The sequence below is a fragment of the uncultured Virgibacillus sp. genome (assembly GCF_947495635.1).
In the GTDB taxonomy this organism is placed as follows: Bacteria; Bacillota; Bacilli; order Bacillales; family Amphibacillaceae; genus Virgibacillus; species Virgibacillus salarius.
This window is the reverse complement of sequence record NZ_CANMAB010000042.1, coordinates 1-23,292: the sequence shown is the minus strand read 5'-3', so window position 1 is coordinate 23,292 and position 23,292 is coordinate 1. Positions and strand designations below refer to the sequence as shown.

Annotated in this window: 16 protein-coding genes and 1 riboswitch; of the genes, 8 read left to right on the top strand and 8 right to left on the bottom strand. The window is 36.9% G+C overall.

The window, feature by feature from the left end:
- Positions 1-25: 25 nt before the first annotated feature.
- Complete coding sequence (locus Q1A47_RS10765; protein WP_166530473.1) at positions 26-1,648, bottom strand: ABC-F family ATP-binding cassette domain-containing protein; 1,623 nt, start codon at positions 1,646-1,648, stop codon at positions 26-28.
- Positions 1,649-1,977: 329 nt separating this feature from the next.
- On the opposite strand from Q1A47_RS10765, the gene Q1A47_RS10760 reads away from it, so the two are divergent.
- On the top strand, positions 1,978-2,601 hold the full coding sequence (locus Q1A47_RS10760; protein WP_166530472.1) for a hypothetical protein: 624 nt from the start codon (positions 1,978-1,980) through the stop codon (positions 2,599-2,601).
- A gap of 522 nt (positions 2,602-3,123) precedes the next feature.
- Here Q1A47_RS10760 and Q1A47_RS10755 read toward each other — a convergent pair.
- The 4 genes from Q1A47_RS10755 to rarD form a co-directional block, all read right to left on the bottom strand.
- On the bottom strand, positions 3,124-3,747 hold the full coding sequence (locus Q1A47_RS10755; RefSeq protein ID WP_026682609.1) for a YpmS family protein: 624 nt from the start codon (positions 3,745-3,747) through the stop codon (positions 3,124-3,126).
- A 5-nt stretch (positions 3,748-3,752) separates the two neighbouring features.
- Entirely contained in the window at positions 3,753-4,652 is a 900-nt protein-coding gene (locus Q1A47_RS10750; protein ID WP_026682610.1) for an SGNH/GDSL hydrolase family protein, read from the bottom strand.
- Positions 4,653-5,126: 474 nt separating this feature from the next.
- Positions 5,127-6,878 carry a PLP-dependent aspartate aminotransferase family protein gene (locus Q1A47_RS10745; RefSeq protein WP_026682611.1) on the bottom strand — a complete coding sequence of 584 codons (1,752 nt, stop codon included), beginning with the start codon at positions 6,876-6,878 and terminating at the stop codon, positions 5,127-5,129.
- 154 nt (positions 6,879-7,032) lie between these two features.
- A riboswitch (SAM riboswitch) is annotated at positions 7,033-7,153 on the bottom strand.
- A 135-nt stretch (positions 7,154-7,288) separates the two neighbouring features.
- Positions 7,289-8,191 (bottom strand): EamA family transporter RarD, encoded by a 903-nt coding sequence (rarD, locus tag Q1A47_RS10740; RefSeq protein WP_026682612.1) that lies wholly within the window; start codon positions 8,189-8,191, stop codon positions 7,289-7,291.
- Positions 8,192-8,350: 159 nt separating this feature from the next.
- Between rarD and megL the strand changes: the two genes are divergently transcribed.
- The 4 genes from megL to Q1A47_RS10720 all read left to right on the top strand — a co-directional run bounded on the left by megL (position 8,351) and on the right by Q1A47_RS10720 (position 13,904).
- Positions 8,351-9,550 carry a methionine gamma-lyase gene (gene megL / locus Q1A47_RS10735; RefSeq protein ID WP_166530471.1) on the top strand — a complete coding sequence of 400 codons (1,200 nt, stop codon included), beginning with the start codon at positions 8,351-8,353 and terminating at the stop codon, positions 9,548-9,550.
- A 539-nt stretch (positions 9,551-10,089) separates the two neighbouring features.
- Positions 10,090-11,532: a cardiolipin synthase gene (gene cls / locus Q1A47_RS10730; protein ID WP_026682614.1), complete on the top strand. Its 1,443-nt coding sequence runs from the start codon at positions 10,090-10,092 to the stop codon at positions 11,530-11,532.
- A gap of 25 nt (positions 11,533-11,557) precedes the next feature.
- Positions 11,558-12,082: an acyl-CoA thioesterase gene (locus Q1A47_RS10725; RefSeq protein ID WP_026682615.1), complete on the top strand. Its 525-nt coding sequence runs from the start codon at positions 11,558-11,560 to the stop codon at positions 12,080-12,082.
- A gap of 400 nt (positions 12,083-12,482) precedes the next feature.
- Entirely contained in the window at positions 12,483-13,904 is a 1,422-nt protein-coding gene (locus tag Q1A47_RS10720) for a sodium:alanine symporter family protein (RefSeq protein WP_026682616.1), read from the top strand.
- 353 nt (positions 13,905-14,257) lie between these two features.
- On the opposite strand, the gene Q1A47_RS10715 is transcribed toward Q1A47_RS10720, so the two are convergent.
- On the bottom strand, positions 14,258-14,581 hold the full coding sequence (locus Q1A47_RS10715; protein ID WP_026682617.1) for a helix-turn-helix domain-containing protein: 324 nt from the start codon (positions 14,579-14,581) through the stop codon (positions 14,258-14,260).
- Between the two features lie 225 nt (positions 14,582-14,806).
- On the opposite strand from Q1A47_RS10715, the gene Q1A47_RS10710 reads away from it, so the two are divergent.
- Both Q1A47_RS10710 and Q1A47_RS10705 read left to right on the top strand, forming a co-directional pair.
- The gene (locus Q1A47_RS10710; protein WP_166530470.1) at positions 14,807-16,045 is read left to right on the top strand and encodes an aminopeptidase; all 1,239 of its coding nucleotides are present in this window, start codon (positions 14,807-14,809) and stop codon (positions 16,043-16,045) included.
- Positions 16,046-16,084: 39 nt separating this feature from the next.
- Positions 16,085-16,231: a hypothetical protein gene (locus Q1A47_RS10705; protein ID WP_205389136.1), complete on the top strand. Its 147-nt coding sequence runs from the start codon at positions 16,085-16,087 to the stop codon at positions 16,229-16,231.
- A 255-nt stretch (positions 16,232-16,486) separates the two neighbouring features.
- On the opposite strand, the gene recQ is transcribed toward Q1A47_RS10705, so the two are convergent.
- Positions 16,487-18,631, bottom strand: a complete 2,145-nt coding sequence (recQ, locus tag Q1A47_RS10700) for a DNA helicase RecQ (RefSeq protein ID WP_121603983.1) — start codon at positions 18,629-18,631, stop codon at positions 16,487-16,489.
- Positions 18,632-18,913: 282 nt separating this feature from the next.
- The gene (gene brnQ / locus Q1A47_RS10695) at positions 18,914-20,209 is read right to left on the bottom strand and encodes a branched-chain amino acid transport system II carrier protein (protein ID WP_121603982.1); all 1,296 of its coding nucleotides are present in this window, start codon (positions 20,207-20,209) and stop codon (positions 18,914-18,916) included.
- A 479-nt stretch (positions 20,210-20,688) separates the two neighbouring features.
- On the opposite strand from brnQ, the gene Q1A47_RS10690 reads away from it, so the two are divergent.
- Positions 20,689-22,557 carry a sodium:proton antiporter gene (locus Q1A47_RS10690; protein ID WP_026682621.1) on the top strand — a complete coding sequence of 623 codons (1,869 nt, stop codon included), beginning with the start codon at positions 20,689-20,691 and terminating at the stop codon, positions 22,555-22,557.
- Positions 22,558-23,292: the final 735 nt, after the last annotated feature.

Here is a 23,292-nt window from a genome sequence, read left to right as displayed (position 1 = left end):
CAGCGTAACCACTTTTTAGAGCTAATTAACTTGCATACATTTTGGCAATCTTATCTTGCAATTCTTTGTCCTGAACATACTCGTCATAGCTCATTTCCTTATCAATTAAACCGTTTGGTGTGATTTCAATTAAGCGATTTGCAATACTTTGTATGAACTGATGATCATGTGACGTAAACAGAATGGATCCTTTGAATTTAATTAATCCATTATTTAAGGATTGAATAGATTCTAGGTCTAAGTGGTTCGTTGGTTCATCTAATAGAAGTACATTCGCATTACTTAACATCATTTTGGATAACATACAACGAACTTTCTCACCACCGGAAAGCACATTTGCTTTTTTTAGTGCTTGGTCTCCAGAGAAAAGCATTCTACCTAGGAAGCCTCGTAAAAATGTTTCTGTTTCATCCTCTGGCGAATATTGACGTAACCAATCAACCAAAGGAAGGTCGTTATTTTCAAAGTACGCAGCATTATCTTTCGGAAAGTAGGACTGTGAAGTGGTCACACCCCATTTATAGGTTCCTGCATCAGGTTCCATCTCGCCCATCAAAATTTTAAATAATGTTGTTTTAGCAATGTCATCTTTTCCTACAAGAGCAATTTTGTCATCCTTGTTCATTGTAAAACTAACGTTATCAAGCACTTTTTCTCCATTTATCGTTTTGGTTAACCCTTCGACTCGTAATAAATCATTCCCTATCTCGCGACCGGGGGTAAAGGAGATATATGGGTATTTTCTGGACGATGGTTTAATGTCATCTAGTGTTATATTATCCAGTAATTTCTTTCGAGAAGTTGCTTGCTTTGATTTAGATGCATTCGCACTAAAGCGTGCAATAAATGCTTGTAGCTCCTTGATCTTTTCTTCCTTCTTTTTGTTAGCTTCCTGAGCCATTTTGTTAGCCAATTGGCTTGATTCGTACCAGAAATCATAGTTACCAATATAAATTTCGATTTTTCCATAATCGACATCAGCAATGTGTGTACACACTTTATTCAAGAAATGACGGTCATGTGATACAACGATTACAGTATTTTCAAAATGAATTAGAAATTCTTCCAACCATTGTATAGCATGAATATCTAATCCATTCGTTGGCTCATCCAGTAGTAAGATGTCTGGATTACCAAATAATGCTTGTGCAAGCAATACTTTTACTTTTTCATCTGCAGACAAATCAGCCATTTGCTTATCATGTAGTGATTCTTTAATTCCAAGGCCTTTTAGAAGGACTGCTGCATCAGATTCTGCTTCCCAACCATTCATTTCTGCGAACTCTCCCTCTAGCTCAGCTGCTCGCATACCATCCTCTTCTGAGAAATCACCTTTCATATATATAGCATCTTTTTCTTGTTTGACAGCATATAGCCTTTCATGGCCCATCAAAACTGTTTCAAGTACTTGATTATCTTCATAGGCGAAATGATCCTGTTTTAATACAGCAAGTCGTTCACCAGGTGATAACGATACATGTCCAGATTGAGGTTCTATCTCACCTGACAAAATTTTTAAAAACGTCGATTTTCCTGCGCCGTTTGCTCCAATTAATCCATAACAATTGCCTGAAGTGAATTTTAAATTTACATCTTCAAATAATTTTTTATCGCCATATCGTAAACTAACATTAGAAACATTAATCATGCTTGTTAATTTCCTCCAATATAATAATTGTAATCATGGTTAGCTTACGTTATTTCTAGGCTTTCGTCAATGTTTAGACATGATTAAACAATGAATTCTGAATAGGTCTAGACATAAAAACTCTTGCTATGATGTACGGGGTAGATTTCGTTAACTAGAAACATGAACCATAACATCAATGCAAGAGAGTTCATACGTGTTTCTTACGTTTTTGTCACAATAAAAAATTAACTTGTATAATTTACAATTATTTGTAATAGTAGAATAGAAAAGGATTTTACCTAAATTCGCTTCTTCATTATAATAGAAGTTGGGGGGAGGGGTGTTTATTGGGAGAGAAGGTCATCTATTTTCTCTTTACAGATACAGGTACTAATTTAGCTAAAGCGATAAATTTCTTTACGAAGCAGTCTTTAAACCATGTATCTATTGGCTTTGATCATGAATTAACAGAAGTCTATAGTTTTGGACGGAAGCGGCCGAGAAATCCATTCATTGGAGGATTTGTTAAAGAGGATATTCGTAGTGATTTTATGAAGAAATCAGACTGTGCCGTTTATCAATTTACAGTAGCTGATCATGAGTGTGAGAAAATAGTAAAGAATATTAAGGATATTGAAAGACAACAGCATAAATATAGATATAATTTTATTGGGCTATTTGGTATATTGTTACAAATTGAAATTAATCGAAAGTGTGCACTATTTTGTTCACAATTTGTAGCGACTGTTCTAAGAGGTGTACCATCTTTTAGCTTGAAGAAACCTGCTTGTTTTATTACACCTGCTGATATTCGGAATCACGAAGGTATGGAATTGATTTATAAAGGTAAGCTAGGCGATTATCCGTTCAGGAATCAGGAATCTTTAAGTACTATAGTTGTTGAAGAAAAGACAAAGCAATCATTTTTAATTTTATTATCTTCAAAAGTAAAACGGTTTGTTATCCGTTAAGTAAAAAGGTCAATTTAAGTTAATATATTAGCTGATAATAGGATGTATTTCAATCCGAAGCGAAGCATTTGCTACACTGCTTTTAAGTGAAATTAGCCACAAAATGATCATTTATTCCTCATATATACCTGCCGGTAAATGTTCGATTTGTTCAAAGGCTTTTAGGGTATACTATTATGGTAATGGAATCGGTGAGGGATAAACAAGATCCCCACGGATTAAAGTTTTAGTTTATACCGTATTATTCATGAGAAAAAAGCTGGACGAACAACGTCCAGCTTTTGTTGTAGTCTTGGAAATTATAAAATTTGAGCCTATGGATAAATAGGCGCGTGTTGAGCTGCGGCAAGCTCCAGTGCCCAAAAACTAGGCGACCTCACGAATCATCCCACAATAAGTCGTCATCGGCTCGCAAGCTCACCGTGATTCCTTTATCTCCGTTGACTCGCTCCAGTTGCTAAATTTCTAATCGAGCGCTTGCGCTTTTTTTCTGTAATGAGACAGTAACGATAGGCTTTAAAACTATTCGATACCTAAAGTTTGGTAAGGTACGCGGAATTTGAATGCTAAGTTATTAGCGTCAAGGTCAATATGCTCAACAGCTACTTGAAAATTACTTTTTAGCTTCATATCTGTAACTGCAACATAGATAGCTTCATCTTTTGGATTTACCGTTACCCATTCGGGCATTGGTAAGTATTTATCAATATACTCCATAATTTTTTGGTTTGGTAATTCAAGTAATCCGATAGAGATCGATCTTTGCTTTAATATAATATCGCCATTATCTTGAACAAATGGCTCTAAATGAACAGATAATGGTACGGTTGTTGAAAATACTGGTAATTCACCAATTAAATGTACATCCTCACCTAACTCAATTCGATAGCGATGTTTTGTATCGTTGAGCATTTGATCGATATATGCGTTAATTAACTCATTCAAATTTTGTTTCGTCGTACGAACGACAAATTCTGAGCTTTCATCAGCTTTATCTGCATGTTGAGCCGGATAATCTACACGTGGTACTGGCCAAAAAATAAGTGCTAAAATAATGATTAATATGACAATGTTTAATGAAAGCAAGCCTATAAACCGCTTTTTCCACTTACTCCTCTTAGATCGACGTACGTTTCTTTCTGCCATATTACTCATCCTCTTTCATCTTCGTTTGTTAGGAAATCCAATACACGCTGGGCCATTCGCTTATAGCCGAGGTGATTCGGATGGAAATTATCTTCTGCAAATAGGTTTTCATCTGTGTTATCAAATAAATCTTTTGTCGGAATAAACGATACATTTTTTTTGCTAGCTGCTATTTCTTTCCCTGTATTATTCCAATTTTCAACAATGATTCCTAATTCCTTTATATCTTTAAAATATTTTTGGAATGGATTATAAAATCCTAATAAATAAATCTTTGTTTTCGGGTTAATTGTTTCAATTTTGGAAAAGATATGATGCAATCTTTCTTGATATTGTGCACGCTCTTTCGTGAAGTCTTCCATTTTTAAATTGGTAATGTTCTGCTTAAGGACTTGCATTATATCATTGGCTCCGATAGTTATTAATACTATATCAGATCGCTTAATCGAGGAAACAACTTCGGGTTTATCCAGTCTTTTAAGCAGCTGATCAGAGCGATTACCGCGGACACCTAGATTATCGAATGTTACTACTTTTTTATCCTTGTTAATAGCCCGTTCCAAAATCCCTACATATCCACCTTGTGCGGTTGAATCGCCAACTCCTTGTGTAAGGGAATCACCTATTGCTGTAACATGTGTTTTATTTGAAAAGAACTGAATGGTTTGTTCAACAGCACTTACTACCATTTCGGAGAATGGCTTTTCTTCCGTTTGATCATCTTGTTTTTCATCTTGATCTGTCTTAGTCGCTTCTTTCTGCTGATCCCCATTTGTTTTACTGTCTTTCTCCGAAATGATAACATCATTTAACTTTGGGTCAGGCTGATGTGTCAGGAAAAAGATAAGACTGATCCCTAAAAGCATCACAAAAATAGCACCGAAATAATAGTAGTTTTTCTTCATGTTTACTCACACCTATGCTGTTATGTTCATAACCTTTTTTCTTTATTGTCTCATGTATAAAATACATTCGAAAGTATTTCCTATATATATGTACTTCATAACTTGTTCAATGAAGGAAATAAAGTGAAACCTCAATCCGCTGGGGCTTTTGTCTATCCCTTACTGATTGCTAGTACCACAAGGGTATGACCTAAAGGACTTTCAATTAATCGGACATTTACTGACAGTCGATCCCCACATTTACCCATATTGGTTTTACTTTATTGCTTGAAGTAGGGATCTTACTGCCAGTTATATACGGGATAAAATAAGATCGCCTTCAATAACAGGCGATCAGTAAGGGAAGGTTATTTATAATTTTTCCAATCGGTAGTAAAAGTAAACCTCCTTTCTAAAAGTGAAACAGTTTTGTTACATAAATAATTAGTTCTAAATTTCTAAAATTAGTTTGATTCCAGCATACTGTTTGCTCGTTCAAACATGAGTGAGGTCAGAAGCATCGTCTTGTGATCGCAATGCTAAAAACTCGTCATAAGGATTTTTTGCGGTAATAACAGTGATCCCAGCTGCTTTGGCATATTCTAAAGTACTATTTTGATAAGGCTGTTCCAACCATACTATTTTTCCTTGTTTATTTATAACTTGTTCGATAACACCTGATGGGAGGTCTGATTGGAGAAACCATACAGCATCAAGCTCAGTTGGAATAGCTGATAAGTCTCTGAACACATGCTGAGATTCTTCAGTTGTTGAATGACTTATATAATAAAGCTCAAAACCAATAGATTGTAGCTGTTTGACTTTTTCCCTTTCTTTCTCTCCTGCATCTTCCCAGCCGTATACGGCAATGGTTTTTTTTCGTATATTTCCATTATTACGATCAAACGGAGAGCTAAGTAGCCAACTGATAGCGACGGAATCATTGGTTGTTATCGTTTTTGCTTCGCCAGTAGCTTCAGCGATAGCAGCATCTAAGGTGTATAATAAGTCGGTAACAGACTCCAAACCAATCGATAGACGAATTGTTTCCTCCGTAACACCACTAGTTTTTAATTCTTCAACGGTTAGTTGTTGATGCGTTGTTGAAGCAGGATGAATAATTAGTGATTTTGCATCACCAACATTAGCTACATGTGACCATAATTCAATACATTCAATTAATTGTCGTCCAGCTTCTCTCCCCCCTCGAATTCCAAAAGTGATGATAGATCCAGCACCTTCACTAAAATATTTTTTAGCTCGCTTGTTTGATGAATGGCTTTGTAAACCTGGGTAGTTCACCCATTCGATCGCAGGATTTTTAGCTAAGTATTCGGCAATTATCTGTGCATTTTTATTATGTTGAGGAATACGAAGATGCAAGGTTTCTAAACCCTGTAATAGTAAAAACGCATTATGCGGGCTAATACACGCACCAATATCACGCAATAATTGTACCCTTAATTTAGTAGCAAAAGCCGCAGGACCAACATCAATGAAACGGAGGCCATTATAGCTCTCATCTGGTTCTGTAAAGCCAGGGAATTTGCTGTTATTCCAATTAAACCTTCCGCCATCAACGACAACACCTCCAATGGTCGTACCATGTCCTCCTATCCATTTTGTAGCGGAGTGGACCACAACATCTGCTCCCCATGCTATCGGCTTAGCAATATAAGGTGCGAATGTATTATCAATTATTAAAGGAATATTATAAGAATGAGCTAAAGCAGCAATGGTCTCGACATCAAAGATGTGCAGACTAGGGTTCGTAATAATTTCACCGAAGATTGCTTTTGTTTTATCTGTGATAGCAGCTTCGACTTCATTCTTGTTCTTGCCATTAACAAATTTAACCGTTATACCATAGCGAGGAAGTGTGTTTGCAAATAGATTATAAGTACCACCGTATAAATTACTGTCAGCTATAATTTCATCTCCTGTACTAGCAACATTTAGGATAGCAAAGGTAATAGCTGCCATTCCAGATGCTGTTGCTACTGCTGCTACACCGTCTTCTAATTCGGCAATTCGTTGCTCGAAAGCATCTACGGTAGGGTTCCCTATCCGTGTATAAATGTTGCCCGGTTCGGTAAGGCCAAATAGATTCTGTGCGTGCTCCGTGTCACGAAAAACATAGGATGTTGTTTGATAAATAGGGACAGCTCTAGAACCCGTGGTTGGGTCTGGCACCTGACCTCCGTGTAGTAATACTGTATCTGGTTGTTTCTGGTGAAATTTTGCCATTATTCATTCCTCCTAGGATAGTTTGTAGTTCTGTATTGCCACGACTAGTATTGACGTGGCCAGTTACTGAATAGCAATCCTTGTGTCTGGAGGAAGAGGGGGAAAATGAAAAAGCCCTCTTCCTAAGAAGAGGGCTTGGATTTAACCTTTCCTCCTCTTATCTTCCAGATCATAAAATGGATCTGTAGGATGTAGCACCGTAAAAAGCAATATTTCATCGCTTTTTGGTTGCTGGGCTTCACAGGGCCTATTCCCTCCACCGCTCTTGATAAGAGATGTATTTTTCTAAATTATTGAATATTATATAGGTGTACATAATCTTTTGTCAACCACTAGTTTTAAATCGTAACAAAAGGCAGGCATAATACCATCGCCAAAACGTAAGAAAACCTAGAGCATGTTATATCTTTTTATACATGCTTTTTCCTCAGTGGTCTTCGGTAGCTCGTAAGCATAAAGTTTACTAGAGCTATCCAAATGAACGCGAAAGCAATTAAATGAGCAGAAGTAAAGGCTTCTTTATATATAAATACGCCTAGTAATAACATTAATGTTGGTGCAATATATTGCAAGAATCCGACCATTGCTAAAGAAATGCGTTTCGCTCCACTTGCAAACAGTAACAAGGGAATTGCTGTCATAACACCTGCACCCATTAATAATAGGTTCGTAGATGAAAAGAATTCATGAAGCTGAAAGGCGTTATCAGGGTAAATGGCTAGGTAAATAATTGCGAAGGGGAGAATAAGCATGGTTTCAATGGTTAACCCTATCATTGGTCCGATATCGACCTTTTTCTTCAATAAACCATACAGTCCAAAGCTGATGGCAAGTAATAATGACACCCAAGGAAACACACCATAGCTTATCGTTAAATAAAGCACACCGATTCCTGCTAGAATAAATGAAATAGTTTGACGGAAAGTAAAGGCTTCTTTTAATACGATAATTCCTAGTAATATGCTTATAAGTGGATTAATATAATAGCCCAGACTTGCTTGAACAACATGATTACTATTAACGGCCCAAATAAATATTAACCAATTTAGACTAATTACTAGCGTAGCCAAAGAAATACCAAATAGCTTCTTTTTATTATGAAGCAATTCCTTCCATTCCTTCGTAAAATCCGACCATTTACGCATAATGAGAACAAGTAAAAATGTGAAGACGAAAGACCAAATAATGCGGTGAGCTAATGTTTCCCCTGGAGAAACATGGTCAAGAAGCTTCCAATAGATTGGTAGAAATCCCCATAATATGTATGCTGATGATGTGTAGATCATACCGTTCCGATCCTGATTAGCGTTCATAAGGTTTCATCCCTTCTTCCGGTATAAAGTAAATCTATTTTAGAATTGCTCCAGAAAAAAAGCAAAGATAACGTCTCTAAAGAAAACGCATTCATTTATGCGTTTATTTGAATAGGATATATATAGGTGGTCAGTTTACAAGAGTTTACGTGAGGAGGAATGGATGTGAAGAAGAAAGAAAAGCAATTGGAGACGAAGGTTGTTCATGAAGGTTATCATTCAGAAGAGATGTTAGGAAGTTTAGCAGCTCCTTTATTTCAAACCTCTACTTTTACATTTGATTCAGCAGAACAAGGAGAGCGGCGTTTTGCAAGGGAAGAGGATGGTTTTGTATATTCGCGTTTAGGTAATCCTACTGTACAGCTTTTGGAAGAGCGGATTGCGGCATTAGAAGGAGGGGAGCGAGGGTTGGCTTTTTCCTCTGGAATGGCTGCCGTTTCAGCGGTATTAATTTCACTAACAAAAGCAAATGATCATATTCTTTGTTCTTCCGGGCTTTATGGCTGTACGTATGGATTGTTATCCATGTTAAAGGATAAGTATCATATTAATCATGATTTCTCAGAAATGAATTGTGAGGAAGAGGTTTTGGCTTGTCTAAGGCCAGAAACAACCTGTATTTATATTGAAACACCAATTAATCCCACCATGAAGCTGATCGATCTACAAATGGTAGCAACGGTTGCAAAGCGCTACCATATTCCGGTCGTTGTAGACAATACCTTCTCATCCCCTTATATTCAGCGACCACTGGAATTTGGTTGTGATGTTGTTGTTCATAGTGCTACAAAATATATTGGCGGACACGGAGATGTAATTGGTGGTTTGGTAGTAGGAAGAAGTTCATTTCTTGACGGTGTTGCCATGACGACACAAAAAGATATTGGAGGCGTTCTTTCGCCATTTGATGCTTGGCTATTATTAAGGGGTTTGAAAACACTGCCGATTCGGCTTGATCGACATTCAGATAATGCAGAAAAGATTGTGGAGAAATTAGGTACTCATCCAAGGATTTCAACTATTTATTATCCAGGTGATAGGGAGCATCCAAATTTTGCGATATATCAAAAGCAGATGAAGCGTGGTGCTGGAGTTATATCATTTGAATTAGTTGGGGATAAATACGATGTTCAACAGTTCTTAAATAACTTGGAGTTTTTAAAAATTGCAGTTAGCTTAGGAGATGCAGAGACGCTTATACAACATCCATCAACAATGACACATGCGGTTGTGCCAGAAGCTGAGCGTGACATGATGGGAATAACGGAGCAGCTGATCCGTTTATCGGTGGGTTTAGAGGCTTGGCAAGATATTTGGGAGGATTTGGAGCAAGCATTAAACAAGCTAGATGACAAGTAGCGAAGAAATAATACGCTTATGCTAGTAGTAGCTGGTATAGGTTTTTTTTTGACCTGGTTAAACAGTTCAAAGTAACCCTTAACGAAAAGACTGTTAGATATACAAAAACATAAGATACGCTGGTGTTATTAATAATGAGATCATATATAATGTTCATTCATGATGTCAGTACCACATTTATGAATCGTAAATACGATTTGATACGTAGAAAGGTTATGGTTTTCTTTCATATGAAGTGCTTTATAACAGCATCAAGGTACATAAAAAGGATAAAATTTAATACAATAAGCTAATATCATTTATTCTATAAATAATAGGTAGCGCTTGCATTCTGCTAAGCTAACGACAAATTAAAATGTATGCTATATTATTGATTGTAGAGGTGATGGATATATACTCTTTCTACTTTAGCGTAATTTGATGTCCTCACCCTTAAAAATAGGAACAGTCTAGTTTGGGGAGGATAATAGAAAATTGTTACTGGATAAGACATGGCACGAACTAAAACAATTTTCATGTAAGGGGGGATTTGTCAGACTATGGAAATACTGTCATACTTATTAGGATTTATTTTAATTTTTAATATTGCCTTAGGTGTTTCTATTATCTTTTTGGAACGAAAGGATGCTAGTGCTACATGGGCGTGGTTAATGGTATTATTGTTTATTCCAATTGCAGGTTTCTTTTTATACTTAATCTTTGGTAAGCCGATTAGTAAACGAAGGATATTTACTTGGGATACAAAGAGTAGACTTGGTGTAAAAACAGCTGTACAATCCCAGCTTCGTGCAATTGAAAACGGTACGTTTGCATTCAAACATAAAGAGATAGCAGAGTATGAGGATTTATATTATTTACATTTACGTAATGATGATGCCATCTTTACACAAGATAATAAAGTGACCATTTTTACGGATGGAACAGAAAAGTTTGAATCCCTCATTGCTGATCTGGAAAAAGCTACGGATCATATACATTTGCTTTATTACATCATTCGTGATGATCAACTAGGTAAGCGTATTGCTGACATTCTTATTAAGAAGGCTAATGAAGGTATAGAGGTTCGTGTACTTTATGATGATATGGGTTCCCGTTCATTACGAAGAAAGTATATTAGACGATTACGCAGAGCTGGCGTAGAAGTGGAGGCGTTTTTTCCGCCAAAGATTCCGAAAATCAATTTCAAAATTAATTATCGTAACCATCGAAAATTAGGCATTATAGATGGTAAGGTGGGATATATTGGTGGTTTTAATATTGGTGATGAGTATCTTGGGCAGGATAAGAAATTTGGAAATTGGCGCGATACACATTTGCGTATTTATGGTGATGCGGTTCTGCATATGCAAACTCGCTTTATTTTGGATTGGAACCAAGCTTCTAGGAATGATATCTTATATGAAGATCGTTATTACAACGCTGTTCCAGCTGGTGATGTGGGTGTGCAAATCGTTTCGAGTGGACCAGATTCAGATTGGGAGCAGATAAAAAATGGATACATTAAAATGATTATGTCTGCCAAGGATTATATTTATATCCAAACACCTTACTTTATTCCTGATGAAAGTTTACGGGATGTTCTTAGAATTGCTGCTTTATCGGGGGTAGACGTAAAGATTATGATTCCAAATAAACCGGATCATCCGTTTGTTTATTGGGCAACATTATCCTATGTCGGTGATTTATTAGATGCAGGTGCAGAGGTGTATATTTATCAGAATGGATTTCTTCATGCTAAAACAATCGTAGTGGATGGAAAAATTGCATCGGTGGGAACTGCTAATATCGATGTCAGAAGCTTTCGTTTGAACTTTGAAGTAAATGCATTTCTTTATGATAAAGAGTTAACGAAGCGGTTGGTTGAGGCTTTTAAGGAAGATATTGTGCTATCTACACAAATGACCAAGAAGTTATATAGTAAACGATCATTAGGCATACGGTTTAAAGAATCTATCTCCCGATTAATATCACCAGTATTATAACAAGTTTGAAAGGAGAAAAGTTAAAATGGAAAAGAAAACATGCTCGACATCATTAGCTGTTAAAACGTCTCATGTATTGCCCCCTGATACAAATTCATATGGGACATTGTTTGGAGGCAAGTTAATGGCCCATATTGATGATGTGGCTGCAATAGCTGCATCACGTCATGCACGTAAGCCTGTAGTAACTGCCTCTACAGATTCTGTTGATTTCCTTGCTCCTGTTAAAGAAGGTCATTCGATATGTATTGAGGCATTTGTAACCTGGACGCATAAAACATCAATGGAAGTTTTCGTTAAAGCAGTTACTGAAGATTTACGAACTGGAGAAAGACGTGTTTGTGCTACGGCCTTTTTGACCTTTGTTGCTGTTGATGAAGACGGCAAACCAAGTCCAGTCCCTGAAGTTGTACCTGAGACAGATCATGAGAAAAAACTTCATGAGCTAGCTGCCGTCAGAGCTAAACAAAGGATTGAGCGTCGTAAACAATCGAAAGAATTTGCACAGGAATTTGGAACGGATTATCCGTGGAATAGTCGAGGAAAATAAAGGGGAATTTCTTAGAATAAGTAGGGGGAATACATAAGAACAAAAGCGCAAGCGTCCGATTAGAAGCGTAGCGACTGGAGCGAGTCAACGAAGATTAAAGGAATCACGGGGTGCTTGCGAGTAGATGATGACTTACTACCGTAGGGCGATTCGTGAAGTCGCCTCGTTTCTGGGCATTGGAGCTGGTCGAGGCTCAACACGCGCCAATTTATCCACAAGGGCAAATTTTATAATTTCCTTTTCAACAAGAAAAAAGAGAGATTTCTCTTTTTTTGTGTGGTTCATTCCTTTATTGTAGATTTAGTATACAATATTTAGGGTAATAACGAATAACACACACATAAGTATAACGATATGAGCTAAGAAAATGTGGATAGTGTAAAAGGAGGAAGTTTACAGGATGGAGATTTTAAAAAATCTAATTAGCGAAGCCAATAACATCTTATGGACGTATGTATTGATTATTGTCTTAATTGGACTGGGGCTGTGGTTTACGTTTAAGACGGGATTTGTACAATTTAAATATCTTCCAGAGATGTTTCGAGTATTGTTCGATAAACGAACAATTAGCGCGAGTGGTAAGAAAGGTACCTCTTCATTCCAGGCTTTTGCAATAAGTGCTGCCTCTAGAGTAGGTACTGGAAATATGGCTGGAGTGGCTTCAGCCATAGCAGCAGGTGGCCCTGGTGCCGTATTCTGGATGTGGCTAATTGCATTACTTGGATCAGCATCTGGCTTCGTAGAAAGTACACTTGCACAGGTGTATAAAGTACCGGATAAGAATCAATACCGTGGAGGGCCAGCTTACTATATGGAAAAGGGATTAAAAAAACGGTGGCTGGCAATTATTTTTGCAATAACGATCACCTTTACATATGGTCTCGTATTTAACTCTGTGCAATCGAATACAATTAGTTTAGCCTTTAAAGGACAGTTTGATATTAATCAACACTTGATTGCTTTGTTGTTATTTGTTTTTACTGCAATTGTTATTTTTGGTGGTTTAAAAAGTATTGCAAACGTTACACAGATTATCGTACCGATTATGGCCATTTTATATATTATCTTATCGTTGTATATTTTACTTGTAAACTTTACTGCAATTCCAGATATGTTATCGATTATAATTACGAACGCATTCGGTATTCGGCAAGTAGCCGGTGGAGGCTTTGGCTTGGCAATTATGTGGGGAATTAAGCGAGGCTTATTTTCCAATGAAGCTGGTATGGGTAGTGCACCAAATGCTGCAGCAACAGCAGAAGTATCACATCCAGCCAAGCAAGGGTTTATTCAAGCCTTAGGTGTTTTCTTTGATACGTTATTAATTTGTAGTGCTACGGCATTTATTTTAATCACTGCAGGTGGATATGAGGGTAGTAAGGCAGATGGAATCCAATTAACACAAAATGCTTTTGCTTTTCATATTGGAGACTGGGCGAGCGGCTTCATTGCAATTGCCATTTTACTATTTGCCTACAGCTCTATTTTAGGCAACTATTACTATGGTGAAAATAATATTGCATATATAAAGAATAGTAAAACAGGACTGTTCCTTTATCGGATTGCAGCATTAGCGATGGTTTATTTTGGAGCAGTAGCATCCTTTGATTTTGTTTGGTCTTTAGCTGACTTGACAATGGCTATTATGGCATTGATCAATCTCTATGCGATATCGAAGCTATTTAAAATTGCTAATAAAGTACTCCAGGATTATCGAAGACAGCGTAAAGAAGGTAAGGATCCAGTATTTTACCGAGATACTCTAGATAATCAAGAAGGAATCGAGTATTGGGGAAGAGAACAAACAGGTAATACAGAATAGTTCAAAACAGACCAAATTGCATTGTGCAATTTGGTCTGTTAATTTTCTCGTCAGTTAAGAAAGTATAAAATCAGTGCAATGACTGCGTTAAGCCAAGTAGTTATTTTGAATGTTAGATGTATATTGGCAATGCTCCGACTAATTACTTCGCTTTCCGCGGGAACGGCCACAGCTAACTCGGTAAAGAAAAACACGTTACCAAGTGGAACTTCGGTCTCGTGCTGTTTCCGCCGGAGTCTCGCTTGTTTCAGGTACTAAATGAATGATTCCGTGCAAAAAACGAACGATAATTAATTTTAACTTATCATCGTTCGTTTTTTATTGTTTCTTCATTCTTTTGTCTCAGTCTCATTTCACTCTTCATCTATTTCTTCTAATGAAATATGATGATCTGCCCAACATTGAATTTCTTTAATAACTGGTTCTAATGCTTTTCCTTTTTCGGAAAGAGAATATTCAATACGAACAGGAAACTCCGAATAAATATCTCTTGTAACGATTCCTTCTTTTTCTAGCATTTTAAGTCGATCAGAGAGCAACCGCCCGCTGATAGGCAAATCAGCTTCCATTTCAGAGAAACGTTTTGTACCTTTTAATAGTTCAAAAAGTATAAGCCCTACCCAGCGTGTGCTAAGAAGTCCCATAGCTTTTTCGAAACGTGGACAAAGGTTCTCCATGATCATCACCTCAATCGGTATCATATATCTATTAGCAAATTCTACAGTTATTACGAAAAGTAACCTATTTTTAGGATAACATAATCTCGATATGTCGTAAATAGATAAGGGGGATAATAACAAATATTTTCCAATTTATTCTAATTATAAAAAGTTATTTGGTAATTTTATTGAATTTATGAAATAATAACGGTATACGAAATAATTTAATTTGGAGGTAAAGAGATGGTTAGTCAACGTACACAAGAAAAATATGCAGAGTTAGCATTACGCACTGGTGTGAATATACAGAAGGATCAGGCATTAATGGTTAATGCGCCAATTGAGGGTGCAGATTTTACAAGAATCGTTGTACGTAAAGCGTATGAGTTAGGAGCAAAGGACGTACATATTAATTGGGTGGATGATGAGCTTACATTGTTAAAATATGAAAACGCTCCAGATGAAGTTATTGCTAGTTTTCCTGAGTGGAAAGTGGAGCTACAAAAAAGCTATGTTGAGGATGGAGCGGCAATATTAAATATTCGTTCAACGAATCCTGATTTATTAAAGGATATTGATCCTTCCCGTGTAGCAAAAGCAAATAAAGCAGCTGGCGAGGCGATGAAGCACCTTCGGAAGTATACCATGAATGATATCATTCCGTGGTCAATTATTTCTATTCCAACAGGAGATTGGGCACAAAAGATTTTCCCAGAAAAATCAAGAGAAGATGCCATTGAAAGCCTTTGGGACGCAATTGTAAAAATAGTAAGGGTTGATCAAGATGATCCGATAGCAGCTTGGGATGTACATAACGAAACACTCCGAACTGCTCGTGAAATCTTAAACAAGAAAAATTATAAGAAGCTAGTATTTACTGCGCCAGGAACAAACTTAGAGATGGAACTTCCTAAAGGACATATTTGGAAGGGGGGTTCTGCAAAAACGTCGAGTGGCACGACCTTTAATCCGAATATGCCAACAGAAGAAGTGTTTTCTATGCCCCACAAATATGGTGTGAATGGTACAGTAGCCAGTACAAAACCGCTTAATTATGGTGGTAGCTTAATCGATAATTTTAGTCTAACGTTTAAAGATGGAAAAGTGGTTGATTATCAAGCTGAACAAGGGGAGAATACCTTAAAGCATTTATTAGAAACAGATGACGGTTCTAAGCGCCTTGGTGAAGTAGCATTAGTACCTCATGAATCACCAGTTTCTCAATCTGGTTTAATCTTCTATAATACGTTGTTTGATGAGAATGCCTCTTGTCATATTGCGCTTGGTAAGGCATATCCTACAAATGTAGAGGGTGGAGCTGCAATGAACGAAGAGGAGCTAGATAAGCATGGAGTGAATGATAGTTTAAATCATGTCGATTTCATGATTGGTTCAGAGCAATTGGATATAGACGGTGTATTTGAAGATGGAACAACAGAAGCTATTTTCCGTAATGGAACTTGGGCATTAGATATAAAGTAAAACAACAATCAGTTGGGGGTATGATTTATCCCCGACTGATTGTTAGTACCACAAGAGTATGACCTAAAGGCCCTGGAACCAATCGGACATTTACTGGCAGTCGATCCCCCACTTATATATATTGCTTTCTTTTTATTGCTTGAAGTGGGTGATCTTACTGCCAGTTATATGCGGGATAAAAGGTGAACAACGGAAGCAGTCAGCTCGAAATAGAGAGCTGACTGCTTCCGTTTATACGGATCCAAGGGTCTTCTTGTCCGAAGGTGAAGGACTTTCGTTTCCGTGGTTGAATGCGTAGGTTTCCTCATGGAAATCGCTTCGTTCGGGAATCTAGGATCAATTGTTACGCTATAGGAGATTTGGGTCTTTACTCACTAGGACATTACACTGGTACTCGTCGTCAAGTCTGGCAAGGACCATCTTTTTTTACCCAATATCCGATTAGATGAAGCTATGTTTTGTCAGTACAGCTTTTATCTTTGTGTAATCATATTCCGTCGGTAGTGCCTCTTTAAGAGACTTTAACTTGATGTCATCAAGTTGTTCTCTAGCTTGTAAGATGGCTTCCTCTTCCTTCGATGTAAAAAATATTTCCCAAGCGATCGGATATCCGTCTTTAAAGGCTTTAAATAAGTGATTTTCTACCGTCTGATGGGATATATCACGTATAACAGCTATATCTTTAATAGATTTGCCAGATTGGAACATTTTATAGCTTATAACATGACTTGGATTCTCGTCTGTTTCAGGGTTATTTTTTTTAGGTTTTGGATGAACAGGATCATTTATGCGAATGATGTTTTTTACATCAGGATTCTGTGATCGCCATTCTTTTAGAACGTTTAAAAATGCTTCACCAAATTGGTCGTATTTCTTCTCACCTACCCCTTTAATTTCTAGCATATCTTCTTTGGTAACCGGAAAATATCTGCTTAATTCCTTTAAGGTTGCATCAGAAAATAAAACATAAGGTGGAACCCCTTTTTCATCAGCCAACTGCTTTCTTAAGTTACGCAATGCCGTAAATAAATCTTTATGGTAATCAGTCTGCTCATTTATCGGGATCGGCATCGTAAACATGTATACAGACTTTCTTCCTTTTAACACTTCAACAGATTGATGATTTAACTTTAGAATTGGAAATCTCCCTTCCTCCGTAGCTAATAATTGTTCTGCTACCAAGAAATGTATCCATTCAGTTAATTCTTTTTCGGTAAAAGCTGAGAGGATTCCGTATGTAGATAATGTATGGAGCCGAAACTCTTTTAGCTTTTTGTCTTTCGATCCTTTAAGTACCTTCGCTGTCATCCCAACTCCAAATCTTTCTCCCATCCGTTTTACACAAGAAAGTATTTTCTGCGCTTCCTCTGTAATATCTATTTTTTCCTGACGTTGGATGCAGTTGCTACAGCGACCGCATAATTCATTGTTATCCTCTTGATGAAAATAATTTAAGATAAACGTAGTTAAACATCCATGGGTATGACAATAGTTAATCATGGACTGCAGTTTACGATATTCCCCTTGCTTTGCGGCATCATCCATTAAGGATTGTTCAATAAGAAATTTCTGTAGCTGTATATCCTGTGCTGAGAATAATAATATGCAATCACTTGGCTCCCCATCTCTTCCAGCTCTCCCAGCTTCTTGGTAGTACGATTCAATATTCATTGGCATAGCATAGTGAATGACAAAACGAACATTAGATTTATCAATCCCCATACCAAATGCATTTGTTGCAACCATAAGCTGTTTTTCATCATGAATAAATGCAGATTGCGCATGTTGTCGTTCTTGTTCTGAAAGACCTGCATGATATTTAGCAATCGAATAACCGCGTCTTTCTAGCTGATCATAAAGACTGTCTGCCTGTTTTCTTGTTGCTGTATAAATAATTCCTGATTCAGTGCCTCTTTCCTGTAAAAAAGAGCGGATATAGGAGGATTTATTCTTTCCTTTAATGACGTGAAAGGATAAATTATCTCTTTCGAAGCCTGTATTTACTACATGATTTATGTGTAATAACTGCTGGATATCGAATATGACTTCTTCTGTTGCTGTTGCCGTTAACGCCATTATAATTGGAGCATGATGTAATTGCTTTAATTGTGGAATGATTGATCGATAGCTCGGTCGGAAATCGTGACCCCATTGGGAAATACAATGTGCCTCATCAAAGGCAATTAATGATATATTTATTTGCTTAAGTACATTCAAGAAATTTCCTGAATCAAATCGTTCGGGTGCTACATAAACAAATTTATATCTTCCTAATGCAATATCCTTTAGCCTATGCTGTTGTTCACCTGCAGTTAATGAGCTATTAATATAAGTAGAAGCAATTCCTAAAGACTGTAATGCATCTACTTGGTCCTTCATTAAAGAAATAAGAGGAGATACGATAATTGCAGTGCCTGGCAATGCTAAGCCGGGTATTTGATAGCATATGGACTTTCCCCCACCAGTAGGCATGACAGCGAGAATATTCTTTTTAGCTAAGATGTAATCAATGGTTTCCTTCTGCCCTGGACGGAAGGTTTCATAACCGAAATACGTTTGAAGTAGTTTTTCTTCCTTCATTCCCATGATGTATTTCCTCCTTTTACATGTACCATCCTAACATATTCTTTCTGTAGTTGGTTATAGAAGAAAAAAAGAAGCTGTAAAGATACAGCTCCTGCATATACAAATATTCTATAATTTTACCACACACATAACTGGTAGTAAGACCCCACTGATTGAAGTTTCATTTTTATAAGTTGATATGATTTTTAGCTTTCATGAGCTTATCGTTTAATGTACGGACGGTATTGGCTAATTCAGCAATATCTCACAGCTTTACTGGAATACACTAGCCTAAAGTAATAGTTAAGTCTTTTGGGGTCTAAGCTTTGAAACTAGAAATCCGATACATCCTCCAATAATAGCTGGTAGTAGCCAGCCCAAACCAATATCAAATAAAGGAATTTTCATTACATAGTTCGTGACAGTTGGAATATCAATACCATAGGACGTAATCCCATCATTTAAGCTTATGACTGCGGTAAATAGAATTGCCCCACGGTAGACCTCCGGCCTATTCTGAAATAATGACCGTAGAAAGGTTAGCATAATAAGTACAATAGCTATTGGATATAAGAATACAAGTACGGGAACAGAAAAACTAATGATTGCATCTAAACCCTGATTAGCAATAACAAAACTAGAGAAAGTAATTATAAAAGCAATCAAGGAATAAGAGATTGGCACCAATTTTGAAAAAAATTGCGCACAAGCAACTACTAAACCGACAGAAGTGGTAAAACAGGCTAACGTAACAATAATTCCTAGCAGCAGTGTTCCAAATGTTCCAAAGATTGAAGTTGCAGCATGTGAGAGTATCTCTCCGCCATTACTGAAGCTAGCTGATCCTGCCACCTTTGTACCAATCCAGCCGATAGAGGTATAGACAGTGATCAGACCTACTCCAGCGACCAATCCAGCCTTCAATGTTGCAGTAATAAGCCCTTTCTGTGTGGAAACACCCCTTTCTTTAAAGGCATTTACCACAATAATTCCAAAGGCTAGAGCTGCAATAGCATCCATAGTTAAATAGCCTTCGACAAAGCCTTTAAAAAAAGGACTACTAGCATAATCACTGGTAGGTGCTGTAGCTGGCTGGTCAAATAAGATAATAGCGCCAATTACTAATGCTGTAATAGACAGCAATAGTATAGGTGTTAAATACTGTCCAATTCGATCTACCATTTTTGAAGGATTTAAACTGATAAAAAAGACGAAAATAAAAAATACACTTGTGAACAGCAATAACGTATAAGGTGATACGTTATTAAGAAAGGGTTCGATGCTCATCTCGTAGCCAACTGTAGCTGCACGAGGTATTCCAAAAAATGGTCCAATTGCTAAATACACAGCTGTTGTAAATAGAATGCCAAATAGAGGGTGGACTCGATTTGCTATTTCTCTGGCATCTTTTTTTACGAACGAAATAGCAGTAACTGCTAAAATAGGTAAACCTATACCAGTTATCACAAAGCCTGCAATAGCAGTAATAAAAGACGATCCTGAATGGAGTCCAAGTACAGGAGGATATATGAGATTTCCAGCACCAAAAAATAAAGCAAATAACATAAAGCCGATTATGAATGTATCTTTATTCATCATACGTGTATCCCTTCTATATGATTTCCTGTTGAGATTGTTTATTGAATACAGTTGTATAGCACTCCTTAAATTAAAACGAAATGGAATGAACATTCCTGTATTATCAAATACTAAAGAAAGAAGAGTAATATCTATTTTTTCAATATAATCTGAAAATAAAGGGCGATTCTTTGAATTAATTTTTTTCAGAAAATAACGCAAAGCAGACATCATCTTAACAGTAACAGGTTAAGATTGTCAATGGAAAAGGAGAGAAAAGTAAATGTTGATAATAGTATGATTTATATTTGCCTGAATTAAAATTGTTTACATTCTTTCCTTTCACATTTAAAATGTTTTTATCTTATCTATAATTTGCCATTACAAAGGAATGTGTTATTTCCTTTTATATGGCTATCCGACGTTTTACTTTCTGTAGGATTGATTGCAATGTTACATAAGGAAGTAGTTTCGTTGAAATTTTAAATAGGGGGTATCACATGGTTCCGTCTTTATTATTTGAAATCATGCTAATAGGCTTCTTAGGGATCGGGTCCCAATGGATCGCTTGGCGTTACCGTATGCCGGCTATTGTTGTTATGTCGATCACTGGACTGTTGGCAGGACCAGTTTTTGGTTTAATGAACCCTGAGGAAGACTTTGGCAGTTTATATAGCCCAATTATATCTGTAGCAGTAGCCATTATTTTATTTGAGGGCAGCTTAAATCTCAGCTTTAAGGAGCTCAGGGGACTAGGCAAGCCTGTTTTCCGAATCTCCACTGTTGGTGCATTTATAGCCTGGATTCTCGGCTCACTAACTGCTCACTATATTGCAGGTTTGTCTTGGACCGTTGCTTTTGTAATTGGTGGCCTATTTATTGTTACTGGACCAACTGTAATAATGCCATTATTACGGCAATCAAAGCTAAAGCCTAGACCAGCTAAAATCCTAAAATGGGAAGGAATAATCGTTGATCCAATTGGTGCACTTTTAGCAGTGTTCGCTTTTGAGATTATTACCTTTTTAACAGCAAATGATCCGGATGGAGCAAAGTTAACACTATTTTTTGCAGCATCTATTTTTGCGGCAATATTTGGCTGGGCATGTGGTAAAGGAATTGGCTGGATGTTTGAAACAGGCCATATTCCAGAATTCTTAAAATCTCCAGCAGTTGTCATTGTTGTTATTGTTTGTTTTACCGGTGCAGATGAAATTATGCACGAAACAGGATTATTGTCAGTAACAGCTATGGGAATTACACTTGCCAATATGGGGATAAGCTCTATTTCTGACATGCGTCATTTCAAAGAAAACATTTCAATTTTACTCATTTCAACGATATTTATTATGCTAACCGCATCCTTGCAATTAGAAACCCTACTGCAAATATTTAGTCCCAACATTATTGGCTATGTATTATTAATGATGTTCATTGTTCGCCCATTATCGATTTTCCTTTCTACCATTGGCACGGGATTATCATTTAATGAGAAAGCTCTAGTAGGTTGGATTGCACCAAGAGGAATTGTAGCGTTGACCGTATCAGGCTATTTTGCTAGTGTATTGACCGAAGCAGGTTATGAAGATGCACAAATACTAACAACACTTACCTTTGGACTAGTAATTTTTACGGTTGTAGCTCATGGATTTTCAATTGGTTGGTTGGCGAAAAAATTACATTTATCTATGGAAGGAAGACCAGGAGCGTTAATTAATGGAGCTAATCGCTTTACAGTTGAATTAGCTAAATCACTGGCAAAGGCTAATTTTCCAGTAATAATTGTTGACTCTTCATGGGAAAGATTAAGGCCAGTTCGTGAGGCAGGTATTAATTTTTATCATGGAAATATACTCTCTGAGCAGTCGGAATATAACCTGGATACAATTCCATATGAATATTTGCTAGCTATAACAGATGATCATGCTTTTAATTCCCTTGTATGTACAACATTTATGCCCGAATATGGTAGAACTAATGTCTTTAAAGTTAGTCCACTTGATCAAATAAAAGGTGATACAACAGAGGTTGTATCTAAAGTTGGAGGACGGATTTTATTTGATAAGAAATTTACGATGGAAGATTTGTTGGAAAAGCTGAATAATCATTATGTGTTCAGACAAACTACGTTAACTTCACAATATAACTATAAGCAATATGTAGCTGACAAAGATGAATCTACTGCTTTTCTTTATCTAATTAAGCCTTCAGGTCAATTGAAATTTTATTCCGAAGAAATGCGAACTGTTCCAGCAGTAGGGGATACAATAGTAAGTCTGACACCACCTAATAAAGAAAAAGCAAAGATTCAAGCCAAGTTAGAAACGCAGCGAAATAACAATACAAAAGGGAATGAAAAAGAAGTATGAAGCTGAATTGACCCTGTCAAGTAGACATTGGAAATTATAAAAATGGATTTAAGCGGCTTTAGCTCTATATTCAACAGGGCTAGGGCCGTATAATCTTTCTTGATATCTTTCATACCTATGTAAATAGTACTTCTCACATTTGAGAGTCCCCCAAAATGATTCCATTGGAACTTCTTTATAAGAATAGTCTCCTGACAACTAATCAAATACAGCTGCTTCCTTTAACCCACTTATTCCGTCCGTTTCAAATGTCCATCCATTTAGAAAGGGTTGTATTATTTATTTGATATTTGAACATCCTTCTTTGTATCACCTTCATTATTGTTGACATTATTACTTCAAATTAAATTCACTCGAATGAGATCTCTTGGACATAAAAAATTCCCCCTAGGTAAAACAGATTTTTATTTGTTAATCTGTCTAACTTAAGGGGAGCAGTTCAAACGCTTCACTCTTTTAGAAAATAATAAAATTTGCCCATTTGTATAAATATGGTGTCGGGTTGAGCTGCGTCCAGCTCCAGCGCCGAGAAACGAGGCGACTTCACGAATCGCCCTAAGCTAAGTCGACATCGGCCCGTAAGCAAACCGTAGTTCCTATATTTCCGCTGACTCGCTCCAGTCGCTACGTTTCCAATCGGGCTCTTGTGTTTTTGTTCTAAGTTAAGAAAGTATAAATTCAGTGCAATGACTGCGTTAAGCCAAGTAGTTATTTTGAAATGTTTGATGTATATTG